This is a genomic window from Streptomyces sp. NPDC102402 (assembly GCF_044765765.1).
Taxonomy (GTDB): domain Bacteria; phylum Actinomycetota; class Actinomycetes; order Streptomycetales; family Streptomycetaceae; genus Streptomyces.
The window spans coordinates 12,318-34,183 of the sequence record NZ_JBIWKR010000010.1; the positions used below are offsets into that span (position 1 = coordinate 12,318).

Annotated in this window: 18 protein-coding genes and 1 pseudogene; 15 read left to right on the forward strand and 4 right to left on the reverse strand. The window is 69.9% G+C overall.

The window, feature by feature from the left end:
- Nucleotides 1–11: 11 nt before the first annotated feature.
- From ilvN to serA, 3 genes are all read left to right on the forward strand, one after another.
- Nucleotides 12–539: an acetolactate synthase small subunit gene (gene ilvN / locus ACIRJR_RS25865; RefSeq protein ID WP_031091631.1), complete on the forward strand. Its 528-nt coding sequence runs from the start codon at nt 12–14 to the stop codon at nt 537–539.
- Between the two features lie 103 nt (nt 540–642).
- Nucleotides 643–1,644, forward strand: coding sequence for a ketol-acid reductoisomerase (gene ilvC, locus ACIRJR_RS25870; protein ID WP_389193933.1), 1,002 nt, complete (start codon nt 643–645; stop codon nt 1,642–1,644).
- Between the two features lie 298 nt (nt 1,645–1,942).
- Nucleotides 1,943–3,535, forward strand: coding sequence for a phosphoglycerate dehydrogenase (serA, locus tag ACIRJR_RS25875; RefSeq protein WP_403784775.1), 1,593 nt, complete (start codon nt 1,943–1,945; stop codon nt 3,533–3,535).
- A gap of 527 nt (nt 3,536–4,062) precedes the next feature.
- On the opposite strand, the gene ACIRJR_RS25880 is transcribed toward serA, so the two are convergent.
- Nucleotides 4,063–5,724 carry an AIPR family protein gene (locus tag ACIRJR_RS25880; RefSeq protein WP_403784777.1) on the reverse strand — a complete coding sequence of 554 codons (1,662 nt, stop codon included), beginning with the start codon at nt 5,722–5,724 and terminating at the stop codon, nt 4,063–4,065.
- Nucleotides 5,725–5,999: 275 nt separating this feature from the next.
- Entirely contained in the window at nt 6,000–7,139 is a 1,140-nt protein-coding gene (locus ACIRJR_RS25885) for a PucR family transcriptional regulator (RefSeq protein ID WP_403784779.1), read from the reverse strand.
- Nucleotides 7,140–7,316: 177 nt separating this feature from the next.
- Here ACIRJR_RS25885 and ACIRJR_RS25890 point away from each other — a divergent pair, with 177 nt between their 5' ends.
- The 3 genes from ACIRJR_RS25890 (at nt 7,317) to ACIRJR_RS25900 (ending at nt 10,242) form a co-directional block, all read left to right on the forward strand.
- Nucleotides 7,317–8,243 (forward strand): proline dehydrogenase family protein, encoded by a 927-nt coding sequence (locus ACIRJR_RS25890; RefSeq protein ID WP_403784781.1) that lies wholly within the window; start codon nt 7,317–7,319, stop codon nt 8,241–8,243.
- A 69-nt stretch (nt 8,244–8,312) separates the two neighbouring features.
- On the forward strand, nt 8,313–9,944 hold the full coding sequence (gene pruA / locus ACIRJR_RS25895; protein ID WP_403784783.1) for an L-glutamate gamma-semialdehyde dehydrogenase: 1,632 nt from the start codon (nt 8,313–8,315) through the stop codon (nt 9,942–9,944).
- 130 nt (nt 9,945–10,074) lie between these two features.
- Nucleotides 10,075–10,242, forward strand: coding sequence for a hypothetical protein (locus ACIRJR_RS25900; protein ID WP_403784785.1), 168 nt, complete (start codon nt 10,075–10,077; stop codon nt 10,240–10,242).
- A 90-nt stretch (nt 10,243–10,332) separates the two neighbouring features.
- On the opposite strand, the gene ACIRJR_RS25905 is transcribed toward ACIRJR_RS25900, so the two are convergent.
- The gene (locus tag ACIRJR_RS25905; RefSeq protein WP_403784787.1) at nt 10,333–10,758 is read right to left on the reverse strand and encodes a MarR family winged helix-turn-helix transcriptional regulator; all 426 of its coding nucleotides are present in this window, start codon (nt 10,756–10,758) and stop codon (nt 10,333–10,335) included.
- Between ACIRJR_RS25905 and ACIRJR_RS25910 the strand changes: the two are divergent.
- Nucleotides 10,639–11,025, forward strand: a pseudogene (locus ACIRJR_RS25910) (hypothetical protein); the annotation flags it as partial. The gene ACIRJR_RS25905 and the pseudogene ACIRJR_RS25910 sit on opposite strands and share 120 nt — an antisense overlap.
- The gene (locus tag ACIRJR_RS25915) at nt 10,985–12,238 is read left to right on the forward strand and encodes an amidohydrolase family protein (RefSeq protein WP_403784789.1); all 1,254 of its coding nucleotides are present in this window, start codon (nt 10,985–10,987) and stop codon (nt 12,236–12,238) included. The pseudogene ACIRJR_RS25910 and the gene ACIRJR_RS25915, both read left to right, overlap by 41 nt.
- 76 nt (nt 12,239–12,314) lie before the next feature.
- On the opposite strand, the gene ACIRJR_RS25920 is transcribed toward ACIRJR_RS25915, so the two are convergent.
- Nucleotides 12,315–14,636, reverse strand: a complete 2,322-nt coding sequence (locus ACIRJR_RS25920) for a glycoside hydrolase family 3 N-terminal domain-containing protein (RefSeq protein WP_403784791.1) — start codon at nt 14,634–14,636, stop codon at nt 12,315–12,317.
- Between the two features lie 139 nt (nt 14,637–14,775).
- Between ACIRJR_RS25920 and ACIRJR_RS25925 the strand changes: the two genes are divergently transcribed.
- The 7 genes from ACIRJR_RS25925 (at nt 14,776) to ACIRJR_RS25955 (ending at nt 21,863) form a co-directional block, all read left to right on the forward strand.
- Nucleotides 14,776–15,375, forward strand: a complete 600-nt coding sequence (locus ACIRJR_RS25925; RefSeq protein ID WP_403784793.1) for a TetR/AcrR family transcriptional regulator — start codon at nt 14,776–14,778, stop codon at nt 15,373–15,375.
- Nucleotides 15,376–15,655: 280 nt separating this feature from the next.
- Nucleotides 15,656–15,784, forward strand: coding sequence for a hypothetical protein (locus tag ACIRJR_RS25930; RefSeq protein ID WP_403784795.1), 129 nt, complete (start codon nt 15,656–15,658; stop codon nt 15,782–15,784).
- Between the two features lie 100 nt (nt 15,785–15,884).
- Nucleotides 15,885–16,928 carry a 3-isopropylmalate dehydrogenase gene (locus tag ACIRJR_RS25935; RefSeq protein WP_277331796.1) on the forward strand — a complete coding sequence of 348 codons (1,044 nt, stop codon included), beginning with the start codon at nt 15,885–15,887 and terminating at the stop codon, nt 16,926–16,928.
- A gap of 283 nt (nt 16,929–17,211) precedes the next feature.
- Nucleotides 17,212–18,315 (forward strand): branched-chain amino acid aminotransferase, encoded by a 1,104-nt coding sequence (locus ACIRJR_RS25940; RefSeq protein WP_403784797.1) that lies wholly within the window; start codon nt 17,212–17,214, stop codon nt 18,313–18,315.
- Nucleotides 18,316–18,460: 145 nt separating this feature from the next.
- Nucleotides 18,461–19,150: an urease subunit gamma/beta gene (gene ureA, locus ACIRJR_RS25945; protein WP_403784799.1), complete on the forward strand. Its 690-nt coding sequence runs from the start codon at nt 18,461–18,463 to the stop codon at nt 19,148–19,150.
- Nucleotides 19,150–20,832: an urease subunit alpha gene (locus ACIRJR_RS25950; protein ID WP_403784801.1), complete on the forward strand. Its 1,683-nt coding sequence runs from the start codon at nt 19,150–19,152 to the stop codon at nt 20,830–20,832. Before ureA ends, ACIRJR_RS25950 begins: the two co-directional genes overlap by 1 nt.
- Nucleotides 20,833–20,840: 8 nt before the next feature.
- On the forward strand, nt 20,841–21,863 hold the full coding sequence (locus tag ACIRJR_RS25955) for an agmatine/peptidylarginine deiminase (RefSeq protein WP_403784803.1): 1,023 nt from the start codon (nt 20,841–20,843) through the stop codon (nt 21,861–21,863).
- Nucleotides 21,864–21,866 lie beyond the last annotated feature (3 nt).

Sequence of the window (21,866 nt, forward strand, 5' to 3'; positions counted from 1 at the left end):
AGACCGACTCCATGTCCAGTAAGCACACCCTCTCCGTCCTGGTCGAGAACAAGCCGGGTGTCCTCGCCCGGATCACTGCCCTGTTCTCCCGGCGCGGCTTCAACATCGACTCGCTCGCGGTCGGTACCACCGAACATCCCGACATCTCACGCATCACCATTGTCGTGAACGTCGAGGGCCTGCCCCTGGAGCAGGTGACCAAGCAGCTCAACAAGCTGGTCAACGTCCTGAAGATCGTCGAACTCGAGCCCGCCGCAGCGATCCAGCGGGAGCTCGTCCTGGTGAAGGTCCGCGCAGACAACGAGACCCGCTCCCAGATCGTCGAGATCGTCCAGCTGTTCCGCGCCAAGACCGTGGACGTCTCCCCGGAGGCCGTCACGATCGAGGCGACCGGGGGCGCCGACAAGCTGGAGGCCATGCTCAAGATGCTCGAGCAGTTCGGCATCAAGGAGCTCGTCCAGTCCGGCACCATCGCCATAGGACGCGGCGCGCGCTCGATCACCGACCGTTCCCTGCGCGCCCTCGACCGGACGGCGTAACCCTCCGGGCCCCTCGCCGCTCGTATGGCGAGACCCGGCAACGAACCCCACGCACCCCGCCGTACGGTGGGACGCAACACCTGCACACCAAGGAGAAGACCCAGTGGCCGAGCTGTTCTACGACGACGATGCCGACCTGTCCATCATCCAGGGCCGCAAGGTCGCGGTCCTCGGCTACGGCAGCCAGGGCCACGCCCACGCGCTGTCGCTGCGTGACTCGGGTGTCGACGTCCGTGTCGGTCTGCACGAGGGCTCGAAGTCCAAGGCCAAGGCCGAGGAGCAGGGCCTGCGCGTGGTGACCCCGTCCGAGGCCGCGGCCGAGGCCGACGTCATCATGATCCTCGTCCCGGACCCGATCCAGGCCCAGGTCTACGAGGAGTCCGTCAAGGACAACCTCAAGGACGGCGACGCGCTGTTCTTCGGTCACGGCCTGAACATCCGCTTCGACTTCATCAAGCCGCCGGCCAACGTCGACGTCTGCATGGTCGCCCCGAAGGGCCCGGGCCACCTGGTCCGCCGCCAGTACGAGGAAGGCCGCGGCGTCCCGTGCATCGTGGCCGTCGAGCAGAACCCGACGGGCAAGGGCCTGGAGCTCGCCCTCTCCTACGCGAAGGGGATCGGCGGCACCCGCGCCGGCGTCATCAAGACGACCTTCACCGAGGAGACCGAGACCGACCTGTTCGGTGAGCAGGCCGTCCTCTGCGGTGGTACCGCCGCCCTGGTCAAGGCCGGTTTCGAGACGCTGACCGAGGCCGGCTACCAGCCGGAGATCGCGTACTTCGAGTGCCTCCACGAGCTGAAGCTCATCGTGGACCTCATGTACGAGGGCGGCCTGGAGAAGATGCGCTGGTCCATCTCGGAGACCGCCGAGTGGGGCGACTACGTCACCGGCCCGCGCATCATCACGGACGCCACCAAGGCGGAGATGAAGAAGGTTCTCGCCGAGATCCAGGACGGCACCTTCGCCAAGGCCTGGATGGCCGAATACCACAACGGTCTGCCCAAGTACAACGAGTACAAGAAGGCCGACAGCGAGTCCCTGCTGGAGACCACCGGCAAGGAGCTCCGCAAGCTCATGAGCTGGGTCGACAACGAGGACGCCTGAGTTCTCGCCGGGGGGCGGGCCCGCACGGGCCCGCCCCCCGGCGCACGGCCGGCCTCACACCCCGTGTCACTGCGGGGAGAGGTGAGTGGCTGGAAGCGGCGCGTACGTCTGTACAGACCGTCCACCCCGTGAGGGTGATCCTTCCACCGGGGCGCAGCCGAAGCCCGGCCGCATGACTACACTTCTCAACACATACACGCGTCAGGGCCCACAGTGTCGTGCGTCTTCCACGCGGCTAGCCCCTCCACCGCCTGCGGCCGTCGGGACGGCCGTCCGCACTGGACTTGTGAGGACACACGTGAGCCCGAAACCTGTCGTACTCATCGCCGAAGAGCTGTCGCCCGCCACGGTCGACGCCCTGGGTCCGGACTTCGAGATCCGGCACTGCAACGGCGCGGACCGCGCCGAACTCCTCCCCGCGATCGCCGAGGTCGACGCGATCCTGGTGCGCTCCGCCACCAAGGTCGACGCCGAGGCCATCGCCGCCGCGAAGAAGCTCAAGGTCGTCGCCCGTGCCGGCGTCGGTCTGGACAACGTCGACGTCTCCTCGGCCACCAAGGCCGGCGTGATGGTCGTCAACGCCCCGACCTCCAACATCGTCACCGCCGCCGAGCTGGCGTGTGGTCTGCTCGTCGCCACGGCGCGCAACATCCCGCAGGCCAACACCGCCCTGAAGAACGGCGAGTGGAAGCGCTCCAAGTACACGGGTGTCGAGCTCAGCGAGAAGACCCTCGGTGTCGTCGGCCTCGGCCGCATCGGCGTCCTGGTCGCCCAGCGCATGTCGGCGTTCGGCATGAAGATCGTCGCGTACGACCCCTATGTGCAGCCCGCCCGCGCGGCGCAGATGGGCGTCAAGCTCCTCACGCTGGACGAGCTGCTCGAGGTCTCCGACTTCATCACGGTGCACCTGCCCAAGACCCCCGAGACGCTCGGCCTCATCGGCGACGAGGCGCTGCACAAGGTGAAGCCCTCGGTGCGCATCGTCAACGCCGCGCGCGGTGGCATCGTGGACGAGGAGGCGCTCGCCTCCGCCCTCAAGGAGGGCCGCGTCGCCGGCGCCGGTCTGGACGTGTACACCAAGGAGCCCTGCACGGACTCCCCGCTGTTCCAGTTCGACCAGGTCGTCTGCACCCCGCACCTCGGTGCCTCCACCGACGAGGCCCAGGAGAAGGCGGGCATCGCCGTCGCCAAGTCCGTCCGCCTGGCGCTCGCCGGTGAACTCGTGCCCGACGCGGTCAACGTCCAGGGCGGCGTCATCGCCGAGGACGTGCGTCCCGGTCTGCCGCTCGCCGAGAAGCTCGGCCGGATCTTCACCGCGCTCGCCGGTGAGGTCGCTGCCCGTCTTGACGTCGAGGTCTACGGCGAGATCACGCAGCATGACGTGAAGGTGCTCGAACTCTCCGCGCTCAAGGGCGTGTTCGAGGACGTCGTCGACGAGACCGTCAGCTACGTCAACGCCCCGCTCTTCGCGCAGGAGCGCGGTGTCGAGGTCCGCCTCACCACGAGCTCCGAGTCGCCGGACCACCGCAACGTGGTGACCGTCCGCGGCACGCTGTCGAGCGGCGAGGAGGTCGCGGTCTCCGGCACGCTGGCCGGCCCCAAGCACCTCCAGAAGATCGTCGCGATCGGCGAGCACGACGTGGACCTGGCGCTCGCCGACCACATGGTCGTCCTGCGGTACGAGGACCGTCCCGGCGTCGTCGGCGCGGTCGGCAAGATCCTCGGCGAGGCCGGTCTGAACATCGCCGGCATGCAGGTCTCGCGCCAGGACGCGGGCGGCGAGGCGCTGGTCGTCCTCACCGTCGACGACACCATCCCGCAGACGGTCCTCACCGAGATCGCCGAGGAGATCGGCGCCGCCTCGGCGCGTTCGGTGAACCTCACCGACTGACCGGCATTCCCACCACGACCGCGCCCGGCGGACAGACATCACTCTGTCCGCCGGGCGCGGTCGTGCGTGGGCCAGGCTCCCGCCGTCAGCCGTGAAGAGCGCGACGAGGAAGATCATCCAGCCCTAACGTGCTGATCATGGCCGGGAACAGGGCGGCGAGCGCACAGCCGGGCGAGGAATCAGCCCGGGAGGATCAACGCGTAGGCAGGCACCACACCCCTGGTCATCAGAAACGTCGGGCCAGCGAACATGTTGTCGATCCCGGAGACCGCAGCAGCCAACAACGGGGCCAGCAGGGCGCCCAGCAGCGGGGCGGCCCACCAGCGCGGTGCGCTCTCCGGGGGGTGAGGGGCACACGGATGTCGCTCCTCATGCTCTCAGTCAACTGCCCTGAGTGCCGCCGCGACTCCGCCGCCGTACCCGGCCCCACCGGCGCCGTACTCATCCGGTGTCGCAACCGCTGAGGGTTGGCCGCCGAACTCCTGGCAGGCCATGCTGCTGCAGGCGATCCGCCTACCCCGTCCGTGTCACGTCAGTCCGGCGTCCCGAATCAGGGCGGCAACCCGCGCCTGGTTCTTGAACACGTTGCCAGGGTAGGCGTTGGCCGGAAACGCCAGGACCATGGCGGCCACGTACGTGTTGACCGCCGAGTCCAATCCATCCAGAACAGGATTCAGGTCACTCTTGGGGTCTCGCAAGAAGTGGTCCCCCAGCTTCCTCATCACCAGATGCGCGATGACTCTTCTGCCGTGCACGGCGATACCCGCCTCTGCGCCGTCGCGCTCCCGTTCCATCTTGTCGAGCAGCTTGTCGACGGAGACGGTGATCCTCACAGCCCGCGTGAGCCTGAGGGGATCCGTGTTCGGATTGAAGAGGGAATGGTAGACGGATGACTCCGAGAACAGTCGGGACACTTCCCGCTTGGCGATCACCGAGTGGTTCACGCTACTGGAGGCGCACGCCAGCGCAACTGCAGCCTGCCGTACCTCGATCACCTTATCGGGATCCTTCGACTTTGCCTGTTCTGCTGAACGCAGGAGGTACTCGTAACCGAGCACCTGAAGTTCGCGGACAAGCCGGTGCTGCTCTTGGTCGAGGAACGCGAAGTCCTGACTGGAAACTTCGTTCTGGGTATTTGCAAACCTCGTTATGCGGCGCCCGAGTTCATCTTCGGCCTTAGGTACTTCGATGCAACGTACGAGAACGAAGGCGCTCCCCAGATTCTTCTCGTGCTCTGTGGCGAGCACTGTCCCCAGGGTGGAAACGGTCTGCGCCCCATTGACGATGCTCGCACCAGAGAGCTTGAAAAATCCGACATCCCGGTTCAGTGCGCCGCCTGGTCCGATCTCTATCGCCTCGGCTAGGACGGTGATGCCGTTGTTGTAGTAGGCGAATCGCTCGGGATCGTCCCGGATCGTCTGCAGGATCCCGTCGTTGATGTCCGACCTGGGAATCACGACACGAATGTTCTCGGCGAAGAGGTCGACACCGTAGTCCCTGAACCAGCCGGCGATCTCGGCAGCGCTGACTCGCCCGTAGTACATCCTTTGCGGCTCGGACCCCCGTCCCCAGTCGAGCATCTGCAACGCGATGTCGACCGTCGGTCGTACCTGTTCCGAGATCGAATTGAAGAGGTCGGCCTGGGCGAAGTGGCTGTGCGAGGCGAGAGGGTCGATCCCTTCCAGGTCATTGAGCTGATCCAGTAGTTCAGCGATGGGCTCCTGCACTTCCGGTGCGAGCGCATCGCCTGCAGTCGTGACCGTGACCAAACGGATGCGGGCGCCCGGCGTCTTCAGAAGATCACGAACTGCTATCTTCGTGCTTTCGGAAGCATGGGCGAGATCGTCATCGGCGCGCATTCCGAGGAGAGATTTTACGCCCTGTAGGAATTTCAGGACATCGCCGAGGGCCATGGACCCCGAACCGTCCCGGCGCCACTTCGACTGCACAAAAACGACCAACTTGGCCGCTGAGTCGACCCCGATGGCATCAATACCCCGGTCCTTGGCGCCGTCTGTAATTTCGATCGACGGCTGGGATCCCTCCGAGGAACCCAGGACAAGATGGACGGAGTGGAGTGCCAAGAGGCGCGAAAGATTGTTCGTGTCATCCAGAGTGGCGTTCCAGTTGTCCGGCTCGTAAAGGGCGCGGACATGGGTCTCGATCTGGCTGACGTGAAACTTGCTCACACCATTTCCCCTTGGGTTCGGTTCAGAAAAGCGTTCGAATCTATCCATCAGATGCGGGACGACCGCGTGGTGAAGGCGGGAGGCTGATGTCGCATTCAACGGCCTCTCTTCAGAGGTGACAAGACGTTTGAGGTCGGTCAGTTGAGGGCGCGACGAGGGAGGCCACGACGTGATGATGCCAAGAAGGTGGCCGCAGGGTCGAGAGATCAGCTGATCGGATTCCCGGCCCCTGATGCGCCCTGATCGTCAGCGGAGCGGGAAATCCTGTAGCCCGCTCACAGCCGGGCCTGCTTCAGCGCCATGTGCAGGAGCAGCCGGTCCTCGCCGTCGTTCAGGTCGAGGCCGGTGAGCTCCTGGATCCTGGCGAGGCGGTAGTAGAGCGTCTGGCGGTGGATGCCCAGCTCGGCCGCGGTACGGCTCGCCTGGCCCGCCCGGTCGAGGAACACCTCGGCGGTGCGGGCCAGTTCCGCGTGCGACGGGGTCAGCAGGCGGCGGACGGCCGGGTCGGGAGCGCCCTCCGGCGGGCGGGGGAGGGCGGCCAGCATGCGGTACGGACCGATGGCTCCCCACGCGGCGACGGGGCCGAAACGGGATTCCGCCGCGGCCGCGCGGGCGGCCGACAGTGCCTCGTGCCAGGAGTCGGCCAGCTCCGCCAGGCCCCTGCGCGCGGCGGCGAGGCCGCCGGTGGCGCCGGGTCCCGCTGCGGCGCGCAGCCGCTCCGCGGCCGTCGTCGCCGGATCGAGGGTGTCGGGGGAGCGCAGCCGGACCAGGGCGGCCAGTGCCTGGGCGCCCGCCCACGGAAGCGTGGCGAGGGCCGCCGCCGACGGCACCGTACGCACGGACGGGGGCCCGCCGGGCCACGGGATCACGCAGACCACCGTGTGCAGCCCGTCCGCGTCGGCTCCCAGGGCGTCGTGCAGCGCGGCCACCGCCATGTCGCGCTGCCAGCCGCGTCCGGCGACGAGCACCGCGCCGAATTCGCGTGACAGGTCCGCGCCGGCCCGCTCCTCGTCGGCGAGCAGGGCTCCGATCCGGGCCGCCACGTCCATGGCGGCCGCCAGCTGCCCGTCCGTCGGCCCGGGGTCCGCGTCCAGCAGCCACACATAGCCCAGGACGACACCCCGATGGCGTACCGGAAGGCAGATGCGGTCCCGGAACACTCCGGCCTCCGGGGCGGCCGGGATACGGACGGGCCCCGTGGCCCGGGTGATGCCGAAACCCTCGAACCAGGAGCGCACCGCCGGGGTGGAGCGGCGGGTCAGGATCGAGCGCGTACGGACGGGGTCCATGGCCGTGTCGTCGTCGCTGTCGTGGGCCCCGAAGGCGACCAGCCCGAAATCGCGGTTCTCCAGTGTGGCCGGGGCGCTGAGCAGCGCGGAGATCTCGTCGACCAGCTCCTGGTAATCGCCCTTCACCCCGCCATTCTCGCATCCCTTCAGACATATGTCTGAGATCCGGCGTGCGGATGCGTGACAGCTGTCGATGGCACGCGATTGCGGGGGTCCCTAGATTTCACAGTGGTTCTCCGTGCCGTCCCGGTCTGTTCGCACACCCACCGGTCCGGCCTCGTTCGTACTCCGTGGAGGTGCCCCGTGCTGGGTCCCGTGATTCTCGCCGCGTCACGCAGCGACAAGATGCGTCGTTTCATCTCGGCCGCGCCCGGCACCAAGCAGGTCGTCGACCGCTTCATCGCCGGTGAGAGCGTCGACCAGGTCGTCCCGGTCATCGAGGACGCCGCCTCCAAAGGCCTCGAGGTCACCCTGGACGTCGTCGGTGAGGACATCACCACCCCCGGGCAGGCCGCCGCCGCGCGCGACGCCTACCTGGAGCTCGTCGGCCGTCTGAAGGAGCTCGGGCTCGGTGCCCGTGCCGAGATGTCCGTCAAGCTCTCGATGTTCGGCCAGGCGCTGGAGGGCGGCCACGAGCTGGCCCTCGCCAACGTCCGCCCGGTGGTCGAGGCCGCCGCCGCGATCGGCACCACGGTCACGCTGGACGCCGAGGACCACACCACCCTGGACTCGATGTTCGCCATCCACGAGGAGCTGCGGAAGGACTTCCCGCAGACCGGCTGTGTGATCCAGTCCTACCTGTTCCGCACGGAGGCCGACGCCCGCCGGCTCGCCGCCGCGGGCAGCCGGGTCCGCCTGGTGAAGGGCGCCTACAAGGAGCCCGCCTCCGTCGCGTACCAGAGCAAGCCGGAGATCGACAAGGCGTACGTCCGCATCCTGAAGACGCTGATGCTGGGCGAGGGCTACCCGATGATCGGCTCTCACGATCCCCGTCTCATCGCCATCGGCCAGGAGCTCGCACGCCAGGCCGGGCGCAAACTGGACGAGTACGAGTTCCAGATGCTGTACGGCATCCGCAGCGAGGAGCACATCCGGCTCGCGGCCGAGGGCCACCGGATGCGCGTCTACACGGCGTACGGCACCGACTGGTACGGATACTTCATGCGCCGCCTCGCGGAGAAGCCGGCCAACCTGCTGTTCTTCGGCCGCTCCGTCCTCACCAAGGGCTGAACCGCTGTGCCGTACAAGGGCTGACCCGCCCGGCCGACCACCCACCTCAACCAAGGAGACAAGGCACCCATGGACGCTGTGACCCAGGTCCCCGCGCCGGTCAACGAGCCGGTCCACTCCTACGCCCCCGGCAGCCCCGAGCGAGCCCGCCTGGAGGCGAAGCTCAAGGAGCTCGGCGAGAACCCGATCGACCTGCCGATGACCATCGGCGGCGAGAAGCGCATGGGTGGCGGCGAGCGTGTCGACGTCGTGCAGCCGCACAACCACAAGGCCGTCATCGGCACCTTCGCCGGTGCCACCGAGCAGGACGCCCAGGACGCCGTCGACGCGGCCCTCGCCGCCGCTCCGGCCTGGCGTGCCATGTCCTTCGACGACCGCGCGGCCATCATCCTGCGCGCCGCCGAGCTGCTCTCCGGCCCCTGGCGCGAGACGCTGGCCGCCTCCACGATGCTGGGCCAGGGCAAGACCGCCCAGCAGGCCGAGATCGACTGCCCCTGCGAGCTCGTCGACTTCTGGCGCTTCAACGTGCACTACGCACGCCAGATCCTCGCCGAGCAGCCCCCGGCGAACTCCCCCGGCGTGTGGAACCGCATGGACCACCGCCCGCTCGAGGGCTTCGTCTACGCGATCACCCCGTTCAACTTCTCGGCCATCGCGGCCAACCTGCCCACCGCGCCCGCCCTCATGGGCAACGTCGTGGTGTGGAAGCCGTCCCCGACGCAGACCCACGCCGCCGTGCTGCTGATGCAGCTGCTGGAGGAGGCCGGGCTGCCCAAGGGCGTCATCAACCTGGTCACCGGCGACGGCATCGCCGTCTCCGAGGTCGCGCTGAACCACCGCGACCTGGCCGGTGTCCACTTCACCGGTTCGACCCCCACCTTCCAGCACCTGTGGAAGACGGTCGGCAACAACATCGCCAACTACCGCACCTACCCGCGGCTCGTCGGCGAGACCGGTGGCAAGGACTTCGTCGTCGCGCACCCCAGCGCCGACCGCGCCGTGCTGAAGACCGCGCTGACCCGCGGTTCCTTCGAGTACCAGGGCCAGAAGTGCTCCGCGTCCTCCCGTGCGTACGTCCCGGCCTCCATCTGGAACTCCGGTTTCAAGGAGGAGTTCGCGACCGAGGTCGACGGCATCACCATGGGTGACGTCACCGACCTGTCGCACTTCATGGGCGCCGTCATCGACGCGCGTTCCTTCGCGAAGAACAAGGCCGCCATCGACCGCGCCGCCGCCGACCCGACCTGCACGATCGTCGCCGGTGGCACGTACGACGACTCCGTCGGCTACTTCGTCCGCCCGACCGTCATCGTGTGCGACGACCCGGCCAACGAGGTGTTCACCACCGAGTACTTCGGCCCGATCCTCGCTGTCCACGTCTACGAGGACGAGAAGTACGACGCCATGCTGGAGCAGATGGAGTCGGTGTCCGACTACGCCCTGACCGGCGCGGTCATCTCCAACGACCGCGCGGCCGCCGCGTACACGATGGACAAGCTCCGCTACGCCGCGGGCAACTTCTACATCAACGACAAGTCGACCGGTGCGGTCGTCGGCCAGCAGCCCTTCGGCGGCGGCCGCGGCTCCGGCACCAACGACAAGGCGGGCGCCCCGCAGAACCTGCAGCGCTGGACGCTGACCCGCGCCATCAAGGAGACGCTGGTCCCGCCGACCGACTACACCTACCCCCACCAGGGCTGACCGCCCCCGGGGCGCCTCCAGGGGCGCCCCGCACCTACTCCGCCTCCCGACCGGCTCCCCCCGCCGGCCGGGAGGCGGTTTCCATTCCGGCCGCTCGGAGAGCCCCCGATTCCCGCACCCGGTCGTCGGAATGCAGGAGCTCCGCTGCGAGGTGCTGCTCAACGCGGACCGCGGGCAGCACTTGGCCGTCCGCACGGCGGAGCCCGGCAGAGAGTCCTACGAGCGGCTGCGGCTCCCGCGAGCGATCGGGCTGCGGGATCCGGGGGCGCCCGGTCCGGTGGACAGGACCGGTGCGTGACGGTGTACGGCGCGCCGCCCATGACGGAGCCGGGCGGCTGGGCAGCGGCCTGCCGGCGCGGGCGCAGCGGGGCCCGGTCTCACGGCGTCCCTATGTGACCGGAGGCGGCGGTGGTCCGCCGGCGGTGCCCGGTGCGGGCAGTCGGGCGGTGGAGTCCGTGTACTTGAGGAGGAGGCGGGCGAACTCGAGCCGCTCCGTCTCGGGCCAGTCACGCGTGATGAATTCGAAAGCCTGCCGCTGCTGGTGGCGGAAGCGGTGGAGAAGGGCAGTGCCCTCCTCGGTGAGGTGGAGCACGGTGCGGCGGCCGTCCTGCTGTGAGGCCACGCGGACCAGGTAGCCGTGGGAGATGCAGTCGCTCACCATGCGGCTGGCCACCGACGGGTCCACCAGGAGGTGGTCGGCAAGCCCGCCGACCGTCATCTCCGTGTCCGCCTCGGCCGCCTCGTCGACGATGTTGAGGACCAGATTGCGCTTGAGGTCCTTGGGCCCCGTCGGGGGGTCGACCGGGGCCTGCATGGTGCGCCGCCGCAGCCGGGCGAAGGCCGTGCCGACGGCATCCAGGAGGGCCTGGCCCTGCGGTGTGGTGGCGTCCTTGTCGGTCACCCCTCCAGCGTATCGCATGTATCTGCAGGCAGCAGATGCATGCAAAAGTGCATGGAATTGCAACTTGCATTAACGTGGTCGGCGCGGTGGGAAGAGCTCGGCGCCAGCGGAGCAACGTGCCTGCCTGGAGGAGAGAGTCATGATCACAGCCATCATCAACGGCCGGGTGTTCGACGGTGAGCACGTGCTGGAGGACACCACCGTGGTGCTGAACGGCACGCGGATCGCAGCGGTCGGAGGCGAGCCGCCCGTCGGGGCGGACATCGTCGACGCCAGGGGCGGCACGCTGCTGCCGGGCCTGTTCGACGCCCATGTGCACACCTCCGACGAGGCACTCGCGCTGGCACTGCGGTTCGGGATCACCACCGAACTGGAGATGCAGGGTATGAACACCCGGAGCAGCCGCGCGCACATCACGGAGAACGACTCCCTCGCCGATGTCCGCTCCGCGGGGTTCGGCATCACTCCTCCCGGGGGCCACCCCAGCGAACTCATGCCGGAGGGCTTCAAGCCGGGAGGCCACGGCGGACAGGACGACCGTGGCGATCGGCCCGCTCCGCGTGAGATGCCCCTGATGCCGCTCTCCACCACGCCGGAAGAAGCGGTCGCCTTCATCCCCCGGCTCGTCGAGGCGGGTTCCGACTACATCAAGTTCATGGTCGACGACGGTACGGTCGAGGGCCACCCCGGTCTGCCCATGCTCGACCAGGCGACCCTGACCGCCGGTGTCGCCGAGGCCCGCCGGCACGGGATGCTCACCATCGCCCACACGCTGACCGTCGACGCGACACGGATGGCGGTCGAGGCCGGCATCGACGGCTTCGCCCACCTGTTCATGGACCGCCCGCACACCGACGAGATCATCGAACTCATCGCCGCTTCCGGCGCGTTCGTCATCCCCTGCGTCGTCCTGAACGCCTCGATGACGGGCATCACCGGCTCACTCCTCGCCGAGGACCCGCGCGTCGGTCCACGTCTGGACGAGGCGTGGACCGCAACCCTGAACAGCAGCTACAACCGCTATCCGCAAGGAGAGCTGGAGGACGTCCTGGCCTCGGTCAAGGCCCTGCACGACGCCGGTGTCGACCTGATGGCGGGCACCGACGCGGCCCCCATGCCGCTGCCGTTCCTGGGCGGTATGGTCCACGGCGCCAGCGTCCACCAGGAGCTCCAGTACCTCGTCCGGGCCGGCCTCACCCCGGTGCAGGCCCTGCGCGCGGCGACCCTCACCCCGGCCCGGCGCTTCGGTCTGGAGGACCGTGGCCGCGTCGTCGAGGGACTGCGGGCCGATCTGCTGCTCGTGGACGGCGACCCCACCACCACGATCAGCGACACCCTCAACCTGCGTGAGGTGTGGCGCCGCGGCACCCGCACCACGCTGTCGCCCTCGTAAGTGACCCGACCGCTGCCCGCCACACGGAACCTGTGGCGGGCAGCCGCCGCGAGTTCCGGCTGCCTCCCGGGTGGCCTCAGCCCTTCACTGTGAAACCGGCCCGCAGGAGCCTCTCGTCGGCGGAGGACGGGCCGACGAGCAGTTCGAAGGCGCCGGGCTCGACGACCCTCCGGCCCGCCGCGTCCACGAGGGTGCACTCGGAGACCGGCAGTTCGAGCACCACCTCGCGGGACTCGCCCGGGGCGAGGGTCACCTGCCGGTATGCCTTGAGCTCCTTCTCCGCCCAGGTCACGGACGTCACGGTGTCGCTGATGTACACCTGCACCGTCTCCACGGCCGGCCGCTCCCCGGTGTTGTGGACGGTGACGCGCGCCCGCAGCGTGTCGCTCTCGCCGACACTCGCCGTGAGCATCTCCAGGTCCGAGTACGCGACGGTCGTGTAGCTCAGGCCCTCGCCGAAGACGAACGCCGGACGCTGGGTCAGGTCGGCGTACCGGGAGCCGTGCTGGCCCCGGATCTGGTTGTAGTACGTCGGCTGCTGACCCGCGTGACGGGCGAAGGAGACGGGCAGCCGCCCCGACGGCTCTACGAGGCCGAGCAGGACCTCGGCCACCGCCCGGCCGCCCTGCATGCCCGGGTTGAAGGCGTACAGGACCGCGGCCGCGCCGAGGGCGGACGGAGGGAGGACCAGCGGCTTGGAGCTGATGACCACGACGACGAGCGGCTTGCCCGTCGCTGCGAGGGCGTCGAGCAGTGCCACCTGGTCGCCGACGAGCTCCAGGGTCGCGGTGGACCGTCCCTCGCCGACCAGCTCGATGCGGTCGCCGACCACGGCGACGACGTAGTCGGCGGCCTCGGCGGCGGCGACCGCCTCACCGATCAACGCGGCGTCCGGTCCGGCGGGGACGACCACGTCCGGGCGGGGCTGGCCGTCGGGGAAGAACTGCCCCTCGGGGTCCGCCCCCACGTCGAGGATCCTGGCGCCCCGGGCGTACGAGACCGTCCAGTCGGCGGGCGCGTGCTCGCGGAAGCCGTCGAGAACGGTCCGGATCATGGCGCGCGGCTGGCCGTCCGGGAGCCAGTCGACCTGGCCCGACGAGCCTGCCCAGTCACCCAGCTGGGTCTGCGCGTCGTCCGCGTTCGGCCCGATCACCGCGACCGTACGGGGGCCGGGACCCCCGGCCGCCCGCCCGTCGTCCCCGGCCGTGAGACCGCCGGCCAGCGGCAGGGTGCCGTCGTTGGTCAGCAGCACCAGCGAGCGCCGGGCCGCCTCCAGGTTCAGTGCGGCGTGCCCGGCGCCGCCGATGATCTCCGCCTGGCGGGCGGTGTCGGGGCGGCGCGGGTCCTCGAACAGGCCGAGCTCGAACTTGAGCGTCAGGACGCGGCGCACGGCCGCGTCGATCTCGGCCTCGCCCAGCGTGCCGTTCCCGACCGCTTCCAGGGCGCCCTCGAAGAACCCCTCGGTCGCCATCACCATGTCGTTGCCCGCGCGGACCGCCGCGGCGGCGGCCTGCGCGTAGTCGGCGTACACCTTCTGCTCCCACACCATGCGGCCGACGTTGTCCCAGTCGGTCACCAGGGTCCCGGTGTAGCCCCACTCCTCGCGCAGCACGTCGTTGAGCAGCCAGTCGTTGACCGTGATCGGCACGCCGTCCATGGACTGGTAGCCGAGCATGAACGTCCGGCACCCCTCCTTGGCGACCCGCTCGAACGGCGGCAGGAACCAGGACCGCAGCTTGCGCCGCGAGATGTCCGCCTCGCTGGCGTCCCGGCCGCCCTGTGTCTCGGAGTACCCCGCGAAGTGCTTGGCCGAGGCCAGGATCGCGGTCGGGTCGGCCAAGCCGTCGCCCTGGTACCCGCGCACCATCGCCGACGCCAGCTCCCCGATCAGGTAGGGGTCCTCGCCGAAGGTCTCACTGACCCGGCCCCAGCGCAGGTCCCGGGTGATGCAGAGCACCGGCGAGAACGTCCAGTGGACGCCCGTCGCCGCGACCTCGACGGCCGTGGCCCTCGCGACGCGCTCCAGGAGCTCCGGGTCCCAGCTCGCGGCCATGCCGAGCTGGGTGGGGTAGATCGTGGCGCCCTCCCAGAAGGAGTGCCCGTGGATGCAGTCCTCCGCGACCAGCAGCGGGATGCGCAGCCGGGACCGGTCGGTCAGTTCGGCGGCCTCCAGGACCCGCTCCGGCGAGGTGTGCAGGATCGACCCCACGTGCAGGTCCTCGACGAAGTGCCGCACGCCTTCCTTGGCGTTCAGCTGGAGCATCTGGCCGACCTTCTCGGGCAGCGTCATGCGCCCCAGGAGGTCGGCGACCCGCTCCGCCACGGGGAGAGAGGGGTCGAGATAGGGCAGGGAGGGGGACACGGGGGGTCCTTTCGCGACACGGTTCGCGTTCACCATAGAGTCAATACCGACCACCTGGTAAGTATCTCCGGGTTCAGGATCCCCGGGGGCGGAATCCGCCGGAGGTCGCACGCATGGGAATCCGACGTACCGAAGAGCCGGACGGACCGACGCCGGCGGACCGGGAGAGTGGCGAGTGACGGCCGAAGCGACCCGCGGCTACGCGAAGGGCCGTGCGAAGCGGCGCGAGATCCTCGAGCAGGCCATGTCCCTGTTCGGCGAGGCGGGCTACCGTGGCGCGTCGCTCCGGGTGATCGCGACGCGGTGCGGCATCTCGCACACCGGCCTGTTGCACCACTTCCCGACCAAGGAGGCGCTGCTGCTCGCCGTGCTGGAGCACCGTGACGACGTGGACGACGAGTGGCTCTCGCTCGGCGGCACCACGGGCGTGCGGCGGCTGCGCCGGTTCGCCGAGCTGGCCGAGCTGAACGCCGCCCGGCGGGGGATCGTCGAGCTGTTCTCGGTGGTCTCCGCCGAGGCGACGGCCGCCGACCACCCCGCCCACGGGTACTTCGTGCGCCGCTACGAGAACTCGGTCGCGGGCGCCCGGCTGGCCTACGCGCAGGTGCGCCAGGAGGGCTCACTGCGGTCCGGGGTCGAGCCCGACGACGCGGGACCCCAGCTCATCGCGCTGATGGACGGGCTCCAGGTGCAGTGGCTGCTCAGCGACTGCGCGACGGACATGGCAGGTGTCCTGCGCGCGCACATCGAGGCGCAGCTCACCGTGGCGCTCTGAGGCTCCCGCCGTCCCGGCCGGCGGGAGCCGGGCGTCCGGCCGTCTCAGATAGTAGGAAGTCCGAGTATCTGTAGAGACAGACGGGCCACGCTGTCCTAACTTTGTAGGAGCCGAACGAATCGCTGATCCAGCGACCGGCGTGTGTGGGCGTGCCCGGAGCAGGTAACCCCTGCGGCATTCGCCCCCCGCCCCTTCAGGCGCTTCGAAATCCCGATCCCGACATCCGTCCGCGCGAAGTCCCGATCCCGAAATCCACGCGATCTCAAGGAGCCGATCCCTCATGGCCGAGACCAGTGTCCGCCGCGTCCGCCGCACCCCCCGCCCCGCCGAGTCGGAGCGCAAGAACGCCTCCGCCGCCCTGCAGCGCGCCCTCGACCGCCGTGACAACGGCGGCTCCACGGGTCACTGAGGGGAGGCCCCACCCCCTGGCGGCCGCGTCCGGGCGGACACCGTGTCCGTATCGTGGACATTGAATGTCATGGGGTGGGACGGAAGGCTAGGGTGCCTCTATGTCTCGCAGCATCGATCTCGCAGTGATCCCCGGCGACGGTATCGGCCAGGAGGTCGTCACCCAGGGCCTCAAGGTTCTCAACGCTGTTCTCCCGCAGGATGTGAAGCTGGAGACCAAGGAGTACGACCTCGGCGCCCAGCGCTGGCACCGCACCGGTGAGACCCTCCCGGACGCGGAGCTGGAAGCCCTCAAGGGCCATGACGCCATCCTGCTCGGCGCCATCGGCGACCCGTCGGTGCCGTCCGGAGTGCTGGAGCGCGGTCTGCTGCTGAAGCTCCGCTTCGCCTTCGACCACTTCATCAACCTGCGGCCGTCGAAGCTCTTCCCGAACACCGCGACCCCGCTGGCCGGCCGCCCCGAGATCGACTTCGTCGTCGTCCGCGAGGGCACCGAGGGTCCGTACACGGGCAACGGCGGCTCCCTGCGCACCGGCACGGAGCACGAGGTCGCCACCGAGGTCAGCGTCAACACCGCCTACGGTGTCGAGCGTGTCGTGCGTGACGCCTTCGCGCGTGCCGCCGCCCGCCCGCGCAAGAAGCTGACGCTGGTCCACAAGAACAACGTCCTCGTGTACGCCGGCCACCTGTGGAAGAACACCTTCGACAAGGTCGCGGCCGAGTACCCCGAGGTCACCACCGACTACCTGCACGTCGACGCCGCGACGATCTTCTTCGTCACCCAGCCGGAGCGCTTCGACGTCATCGTCACCGACAACCTCTTCGGTGACATCCTCACCGACCTGGCCGCGGCCGTGACCGGCGGCATCGGCCTGGCGGCGTCCGGCAACATCAACCCGACGGGCGCCTTCCCGTCCATGTTCGAGCCGGTGCACGGCACCGCGCCCGACATCGCGGGCCAGGGCAAGGCCGACCCGACGGCCACGATCCTCTCCGTCGCCCTCCTGCTGCGCCACCTCGGCTACGAGGCCGAGGCCGTGCGCATCGAGGAGGCCGTCTCCGCCGATCTCGCGGAGCGTGACGGCAAGCAGGCGCGCACCACCGACGAGATCGGCGACGCGCTCGCGGTACGCGTAGCGAGCTGACCCGACGTCTCCACTTCGAAGCCGCCGGGTCGCGACCGCACCCGGCGGCTTCACCTCGCGGTCTCCGGGTGCCACCATCGACCCCTGGACCGCGTTTTCGCGTCGCCCTCGAACGTCACCGCAATCACGTCATTTCGTGCAGAGCCGCCCCCGGGAGATAATCGAACGGGACCGCGGCTCGCGGTAGAGCTCGGACGTCCTACAACCTGCCCCGGCAGCCGCCGGGCGGGGGCGGGCGTGAGCGCGGTCCATCACACACAAGACCGGTGAAGGACACGCACTCATGACGACGCCCACGATCGAGCTCAAGCCCTCCTCGAACCCGCTGTCCGACGCGGAGCGCCAGGCGGCCATGGCCAACCCCGGATTCGGCCGCTACTTCACCGACCACATGGTGACGATCCGCTGGACCGAGGGCCGCGGCTGGCACGACGCCCAGCTCGTGCCCTACGGGCCGCTGTCGCTCGACCCGGCCAACATGACCCTGCACTACGCGCAGGAGATCTTCGAGGGCCTCAAGGCCTACCGGCAGCCCGACGGCACGGTCGCCACCTTCCGCCCGGAGGCCAACGCCGCCCGCTTCCAGCGGTCCGCCGCCCGTCTCGCCATGCCCGAGCTGCCGGTCGAGACCTTCATCGAGGCCTGCGACGTCCTGGTCCAGCAGGACCAGGCATGGGTCCCGCCGCACGGCGGCGAGGAGTCCCTCTACCTGCGCCCGTTCATGATCGCCGCCGAGGTCGGTCTCGGTGTCCGGCCGGCCAACGAGTACCTCTTCATCGTCATCGCCTCCCCCGCCGGCGCCTACTTCCCCGGCGGCGTGAAGCCGGTCTCCATCTGGCTCTCCCAGGACCGGGTCCGCGCCGTTCCCGGCGGCGTGGGTGACGCCAAGACCGGAGGCAACTACGCGGCCTCCCTCCTCGCCCAGGCCGAGGCCGCCGCGCACGGCTGCGACCAGGTCGCCTACCTCGACGCCGTCGAGCACAGGTGGGTCGAGGAGCTGGGCGGCATGAACCTCTACTTCGTGTACGGCCAGGAGGACGGGAGCAAGCGGATCGTCACCCCCTCGCTCACCGGGTCGCTGCTCGCCGGCGTCACCCGTGACTCCCTCCTCACCGTCGCCCGTGACCTCGGCTACGCCTCCGAGGAGGGCCGCGTCTCCATCGACCAGTGGCGCGCCGACACCGAGAACGGCACCCTCACCGAGGTCTTCGCCTGCGGCACGGCCGCCGTGATCACGCCCGTCGGCACCGTGAAGTCCGCCGACGGCGAGTGGACCCAGGGCGACGGCACCCCCGGTGAGGTCACCGTGAAGCTGCGCGAGCGCCTGCTCGACATCCAGCGCGGCATCGCCGAGGACACCCACGGCTGGATGCACGAGCTCGGCTAGTCACCACCCGTCACCCACGAAGGCCGCGCCCCCTCACCGGGGGGCGCGGCCTTCGGCGTTCCGGTGCCCGTTCCACGTCACCCCCCTGTTTGAGCGTCGCTCTAAACGTGGTTAGAGTGCTGCTCGAACCAGGAGGTGCGTGTACGTGCGACTGACCCCCACCGAACGTGACCGGCTGCTGCTCTTCGGAGCCGCCGAGCTGGCCAGGGCGCGGCGCGCCCGGGGCCTGCGGCTCAACGTCCCCGAGGCGACGGCCCTGATCGCGGACACCGTCTGCGAGGCGGCCAGGGACGGACGCAGGCTGGCCGAGGCGATCGAGGCCGCCCGGGCCGTCCTGGGGCCGGACGACGTGCTGCCCGGCGTGGCCGACGTGGTCACCGAGGTCCATGTGGAGGCCGTGTTCGACGACGGTTCCCGGCTCGCCGTCGTGAGCGGCCCCCTCGCCGGCTCCACGCTCGGCGACGAGGCCCCCGGAGCCCTGCTCCCCGGGCCCGCGACGCCCGAGCCGGAACCGGCCGTGCGCCTCACCGTGCGGAACACCGCGACCGTCCCGGTCAGCGTCACGTCCCACTTCCACTTCTTCGAGGCCAACCCCCGGCTCCACTTCGACCGCGCGGCGGCGTACGGGATGCGGCTGGGCGTGCCGGCCGGGTCCTCCGTCCGCTTCGGACCGGGGGAGACCGCAGAGGCGCCACTCGTCCCCATCGGGGGAGGCCGGGTGGCGATCGGCTTCGCCGGCCTCGTGGACGGGCCCCTGGACGCGCCGGGTGCCAAGGAGGAGGCACTGCGCAGGGCTGCGGCCTGCGGCTACCTCGGAGCGGAGGAGGAGAACTGATGGACCCCTACGAGTACGCCTCGGTGCACGGGCCACGCGCCGGTGACCGGGTCAGGCTCGGCGACTCCGGGCTGACCGTCCGGGTGGAGTCCGACGCCCAGAAGCCGGGGGACGAGTTCCTCGCCGGATTCGGCAAGACGGCCCGGGACGGCCTGCACCTCAAGGCCGCCGCCGTCCGGGACACCTGCGACGTCGTCATCAGCAACGTGCTGGTCATCGATGCCGTGCTGGGCATCCGGAAGGTCTCGGTCGGTATCCGCGAGGGCCGCATCGCCGCGATCGGCAGGGCAGGCAACCCCGACACCCTCGACGGGGTCGACGTGGTCGTCGGCACGGGTACGACCATCGTCTCCGGCGAGGGGATGATCGCGACGGCCGGGGCGGTGGACCCCCACGTCCATCTGCTCTCCCCGCGCATCATGGAAGCGTCCCTGGCCTCCGGTGTCACCACGGTCATCGGCCAGGAGTTCGGCCCGGTCTGGGGCGTCGGGGTCAACTCCCCCTGGGCGCTCCGCCACGCCTTCGGCGCCTTCGACGCCTGGCCCGTCAACATCGGTTTCCTGGGCCGCGGTTCGTCCTCCCACGAGGCCCCGCTGGTGGAGGCCCTCGCCGAGGGCGGCGCCTGCGGCTTCAAGGTCCACGAGGACATGGGCGCCCACACCCGTGCCCTGGACACCGCCCTGCGGGTCGCCGAGGAGTACGACGTCCAGGTGGCCCTCCACAGCGACGGGCTGAACGAGTGCCTGTCCGTCGAGGACACCCTGAGCGTGCTCGAGGGCCGCACGATCCACGCCTTCCACATCGAGGGCTGCGGCGGCGGGCACGTGCCGAACGTCCTGAAGATGGCGGGTGTCGCGAACGTCATCGGCTCGTCCACCAACCCGACCCTCCCCTTCGGCCGGGACGCCGTCGCCGAGCACTACGGCATGATCGTCTCCGTCCACGACCTCAAGACCGACCTCCCCGGCGACGCCGCCATGGCCCGTGACCGGATCAGGGCCGGGACCATGGGCGCCGAGGACGTGCTCCACGACCTGGGCGCCATCGGCATCACCTCGTCCGACGCGCAGGGCATGGGCCGGGCCGGGGAGACCGTACGCCGCACCTTCGCCATGGCCGCGAAGATGAAGGCCGAGCTCGGCCCGATGGAGGGCGACGGCCCGGGCGACGACAACGCCCGGGTGCTGCGCTACATGGCCAAGCTCACCATCAACCCCTCCATCGCCCACGGCATCTCCCACGAGGTCGGCTCCATCGAGACCGGGAAGCTCGCCGACATCGTCCTCTGGCGCCCCGAGTTCTTCGGCGCGAAGCCCCAGCTGGTCCTGAAGGCCGGCTTCCCCGCCTACGGGGTCACCGGTGACCCGAACGCCGCCACGGACACCTGCGAACCCCTCGTCCTCGGACCTCAGTTCGGCGCGTACGGGGCGACTCCCGCCGACCTCTCCGTCGCCTTCGTCTCCCAGGCCGCCACCCAGCTCGGTTCGGACCTGATGCCCACCCGCCGCCGCCGCGTGGGCGTCCGGAACACGCGCGGCATCGGTCCCGCCGACCTGCGCCTCAACTCCCGTACCGGACAGGTCGGCGTCGACGGGGAGACGGGTCTCGTCACCCTCGACGGCGACCCGCTGCGCTCACCGGCCGCCGAATCCGTCTCCCTGAACCGCCTCTACTTCCTCTAGGGACCGCAATGACCTTCCGCATGCCGCCCGAATGGGCCCCGCACGAGCGCACCTGGATGGCCTGGCCCGGCCCCAACCCCACCTTCGCCACCCCCGCCGAGCTCGACGAGGCCCGCGCCGCGTGGGCCTCCGTCGCGCGTGCCGTACGCCGCTTCGAGCCGGTCACCGTGATCGTGGGCCCCGGGCAGGAGGACGGCGCCCGCGCACTCCTCGGCCCGGACGTCGACACGGCCGTACGTCCTCTCGACGACGCGTGGATGCGGGACATCGGGCCGACCTTCGTCGTCGACGACGCGAGTGGGCGACTGGCGGCGGTGGACTGGACGTTCAACGGCTGGGGTGGTCAGGGCTGGGCCCGCTGGGAGCACGACCGGCACATCGCGCGGGGCGTCGCCGAGCTGGCCGGAGTCCCTGTGCACAGCTCGCCGCTGGTCAACGAGGGCGGTGCGATCCACGTCGACGGCGAGGGCACCGTCCTGCTCACCGAGACGGTCCAGCTGGGCGGGGAGCGCAACCCCGGCTGGAGCCGGCAGGCCGTCGAGGACGAGATCCACGCCCGCCTCGGCACGGAGAAGGCGATCTGGCTGCCGCGTGGCCTCACCGGCGACTACGGCACGTACGGCACCCTCGGGCATGTCGACATCGTCGCCGCGTTCGCCCGCCCCGGTGTGGTCGTCGCCCATGTCCAGCCCGACCCCTCCCACCCGGACCACGCGATCACCCGTGAGACGGTCCGGATCCTGCGGGCCGCCACCGACGCCCGGGGCCGCGCGCTCGAGGTGGTCGGGATACCGGCGCCCGCCGCGCTCCGGGACGCCGACGGCGCGTGGGCCGACCACTCCTACATCAACCACTACCTCTGCAACGGCGGGGTGGTCCTCTGCGCCTTCGACGATCCGAGGGACGAGGAGGCGGCGGCCGTCTTCGGCGACCTCTTCCCGGACCGTACGGTGACACTCGTCGACGCCCGTACGATCTTTGCCGGTGGTGGAGGCATCCACTGCATCACGCAGCAACAGCCCAGGACCTGAGAC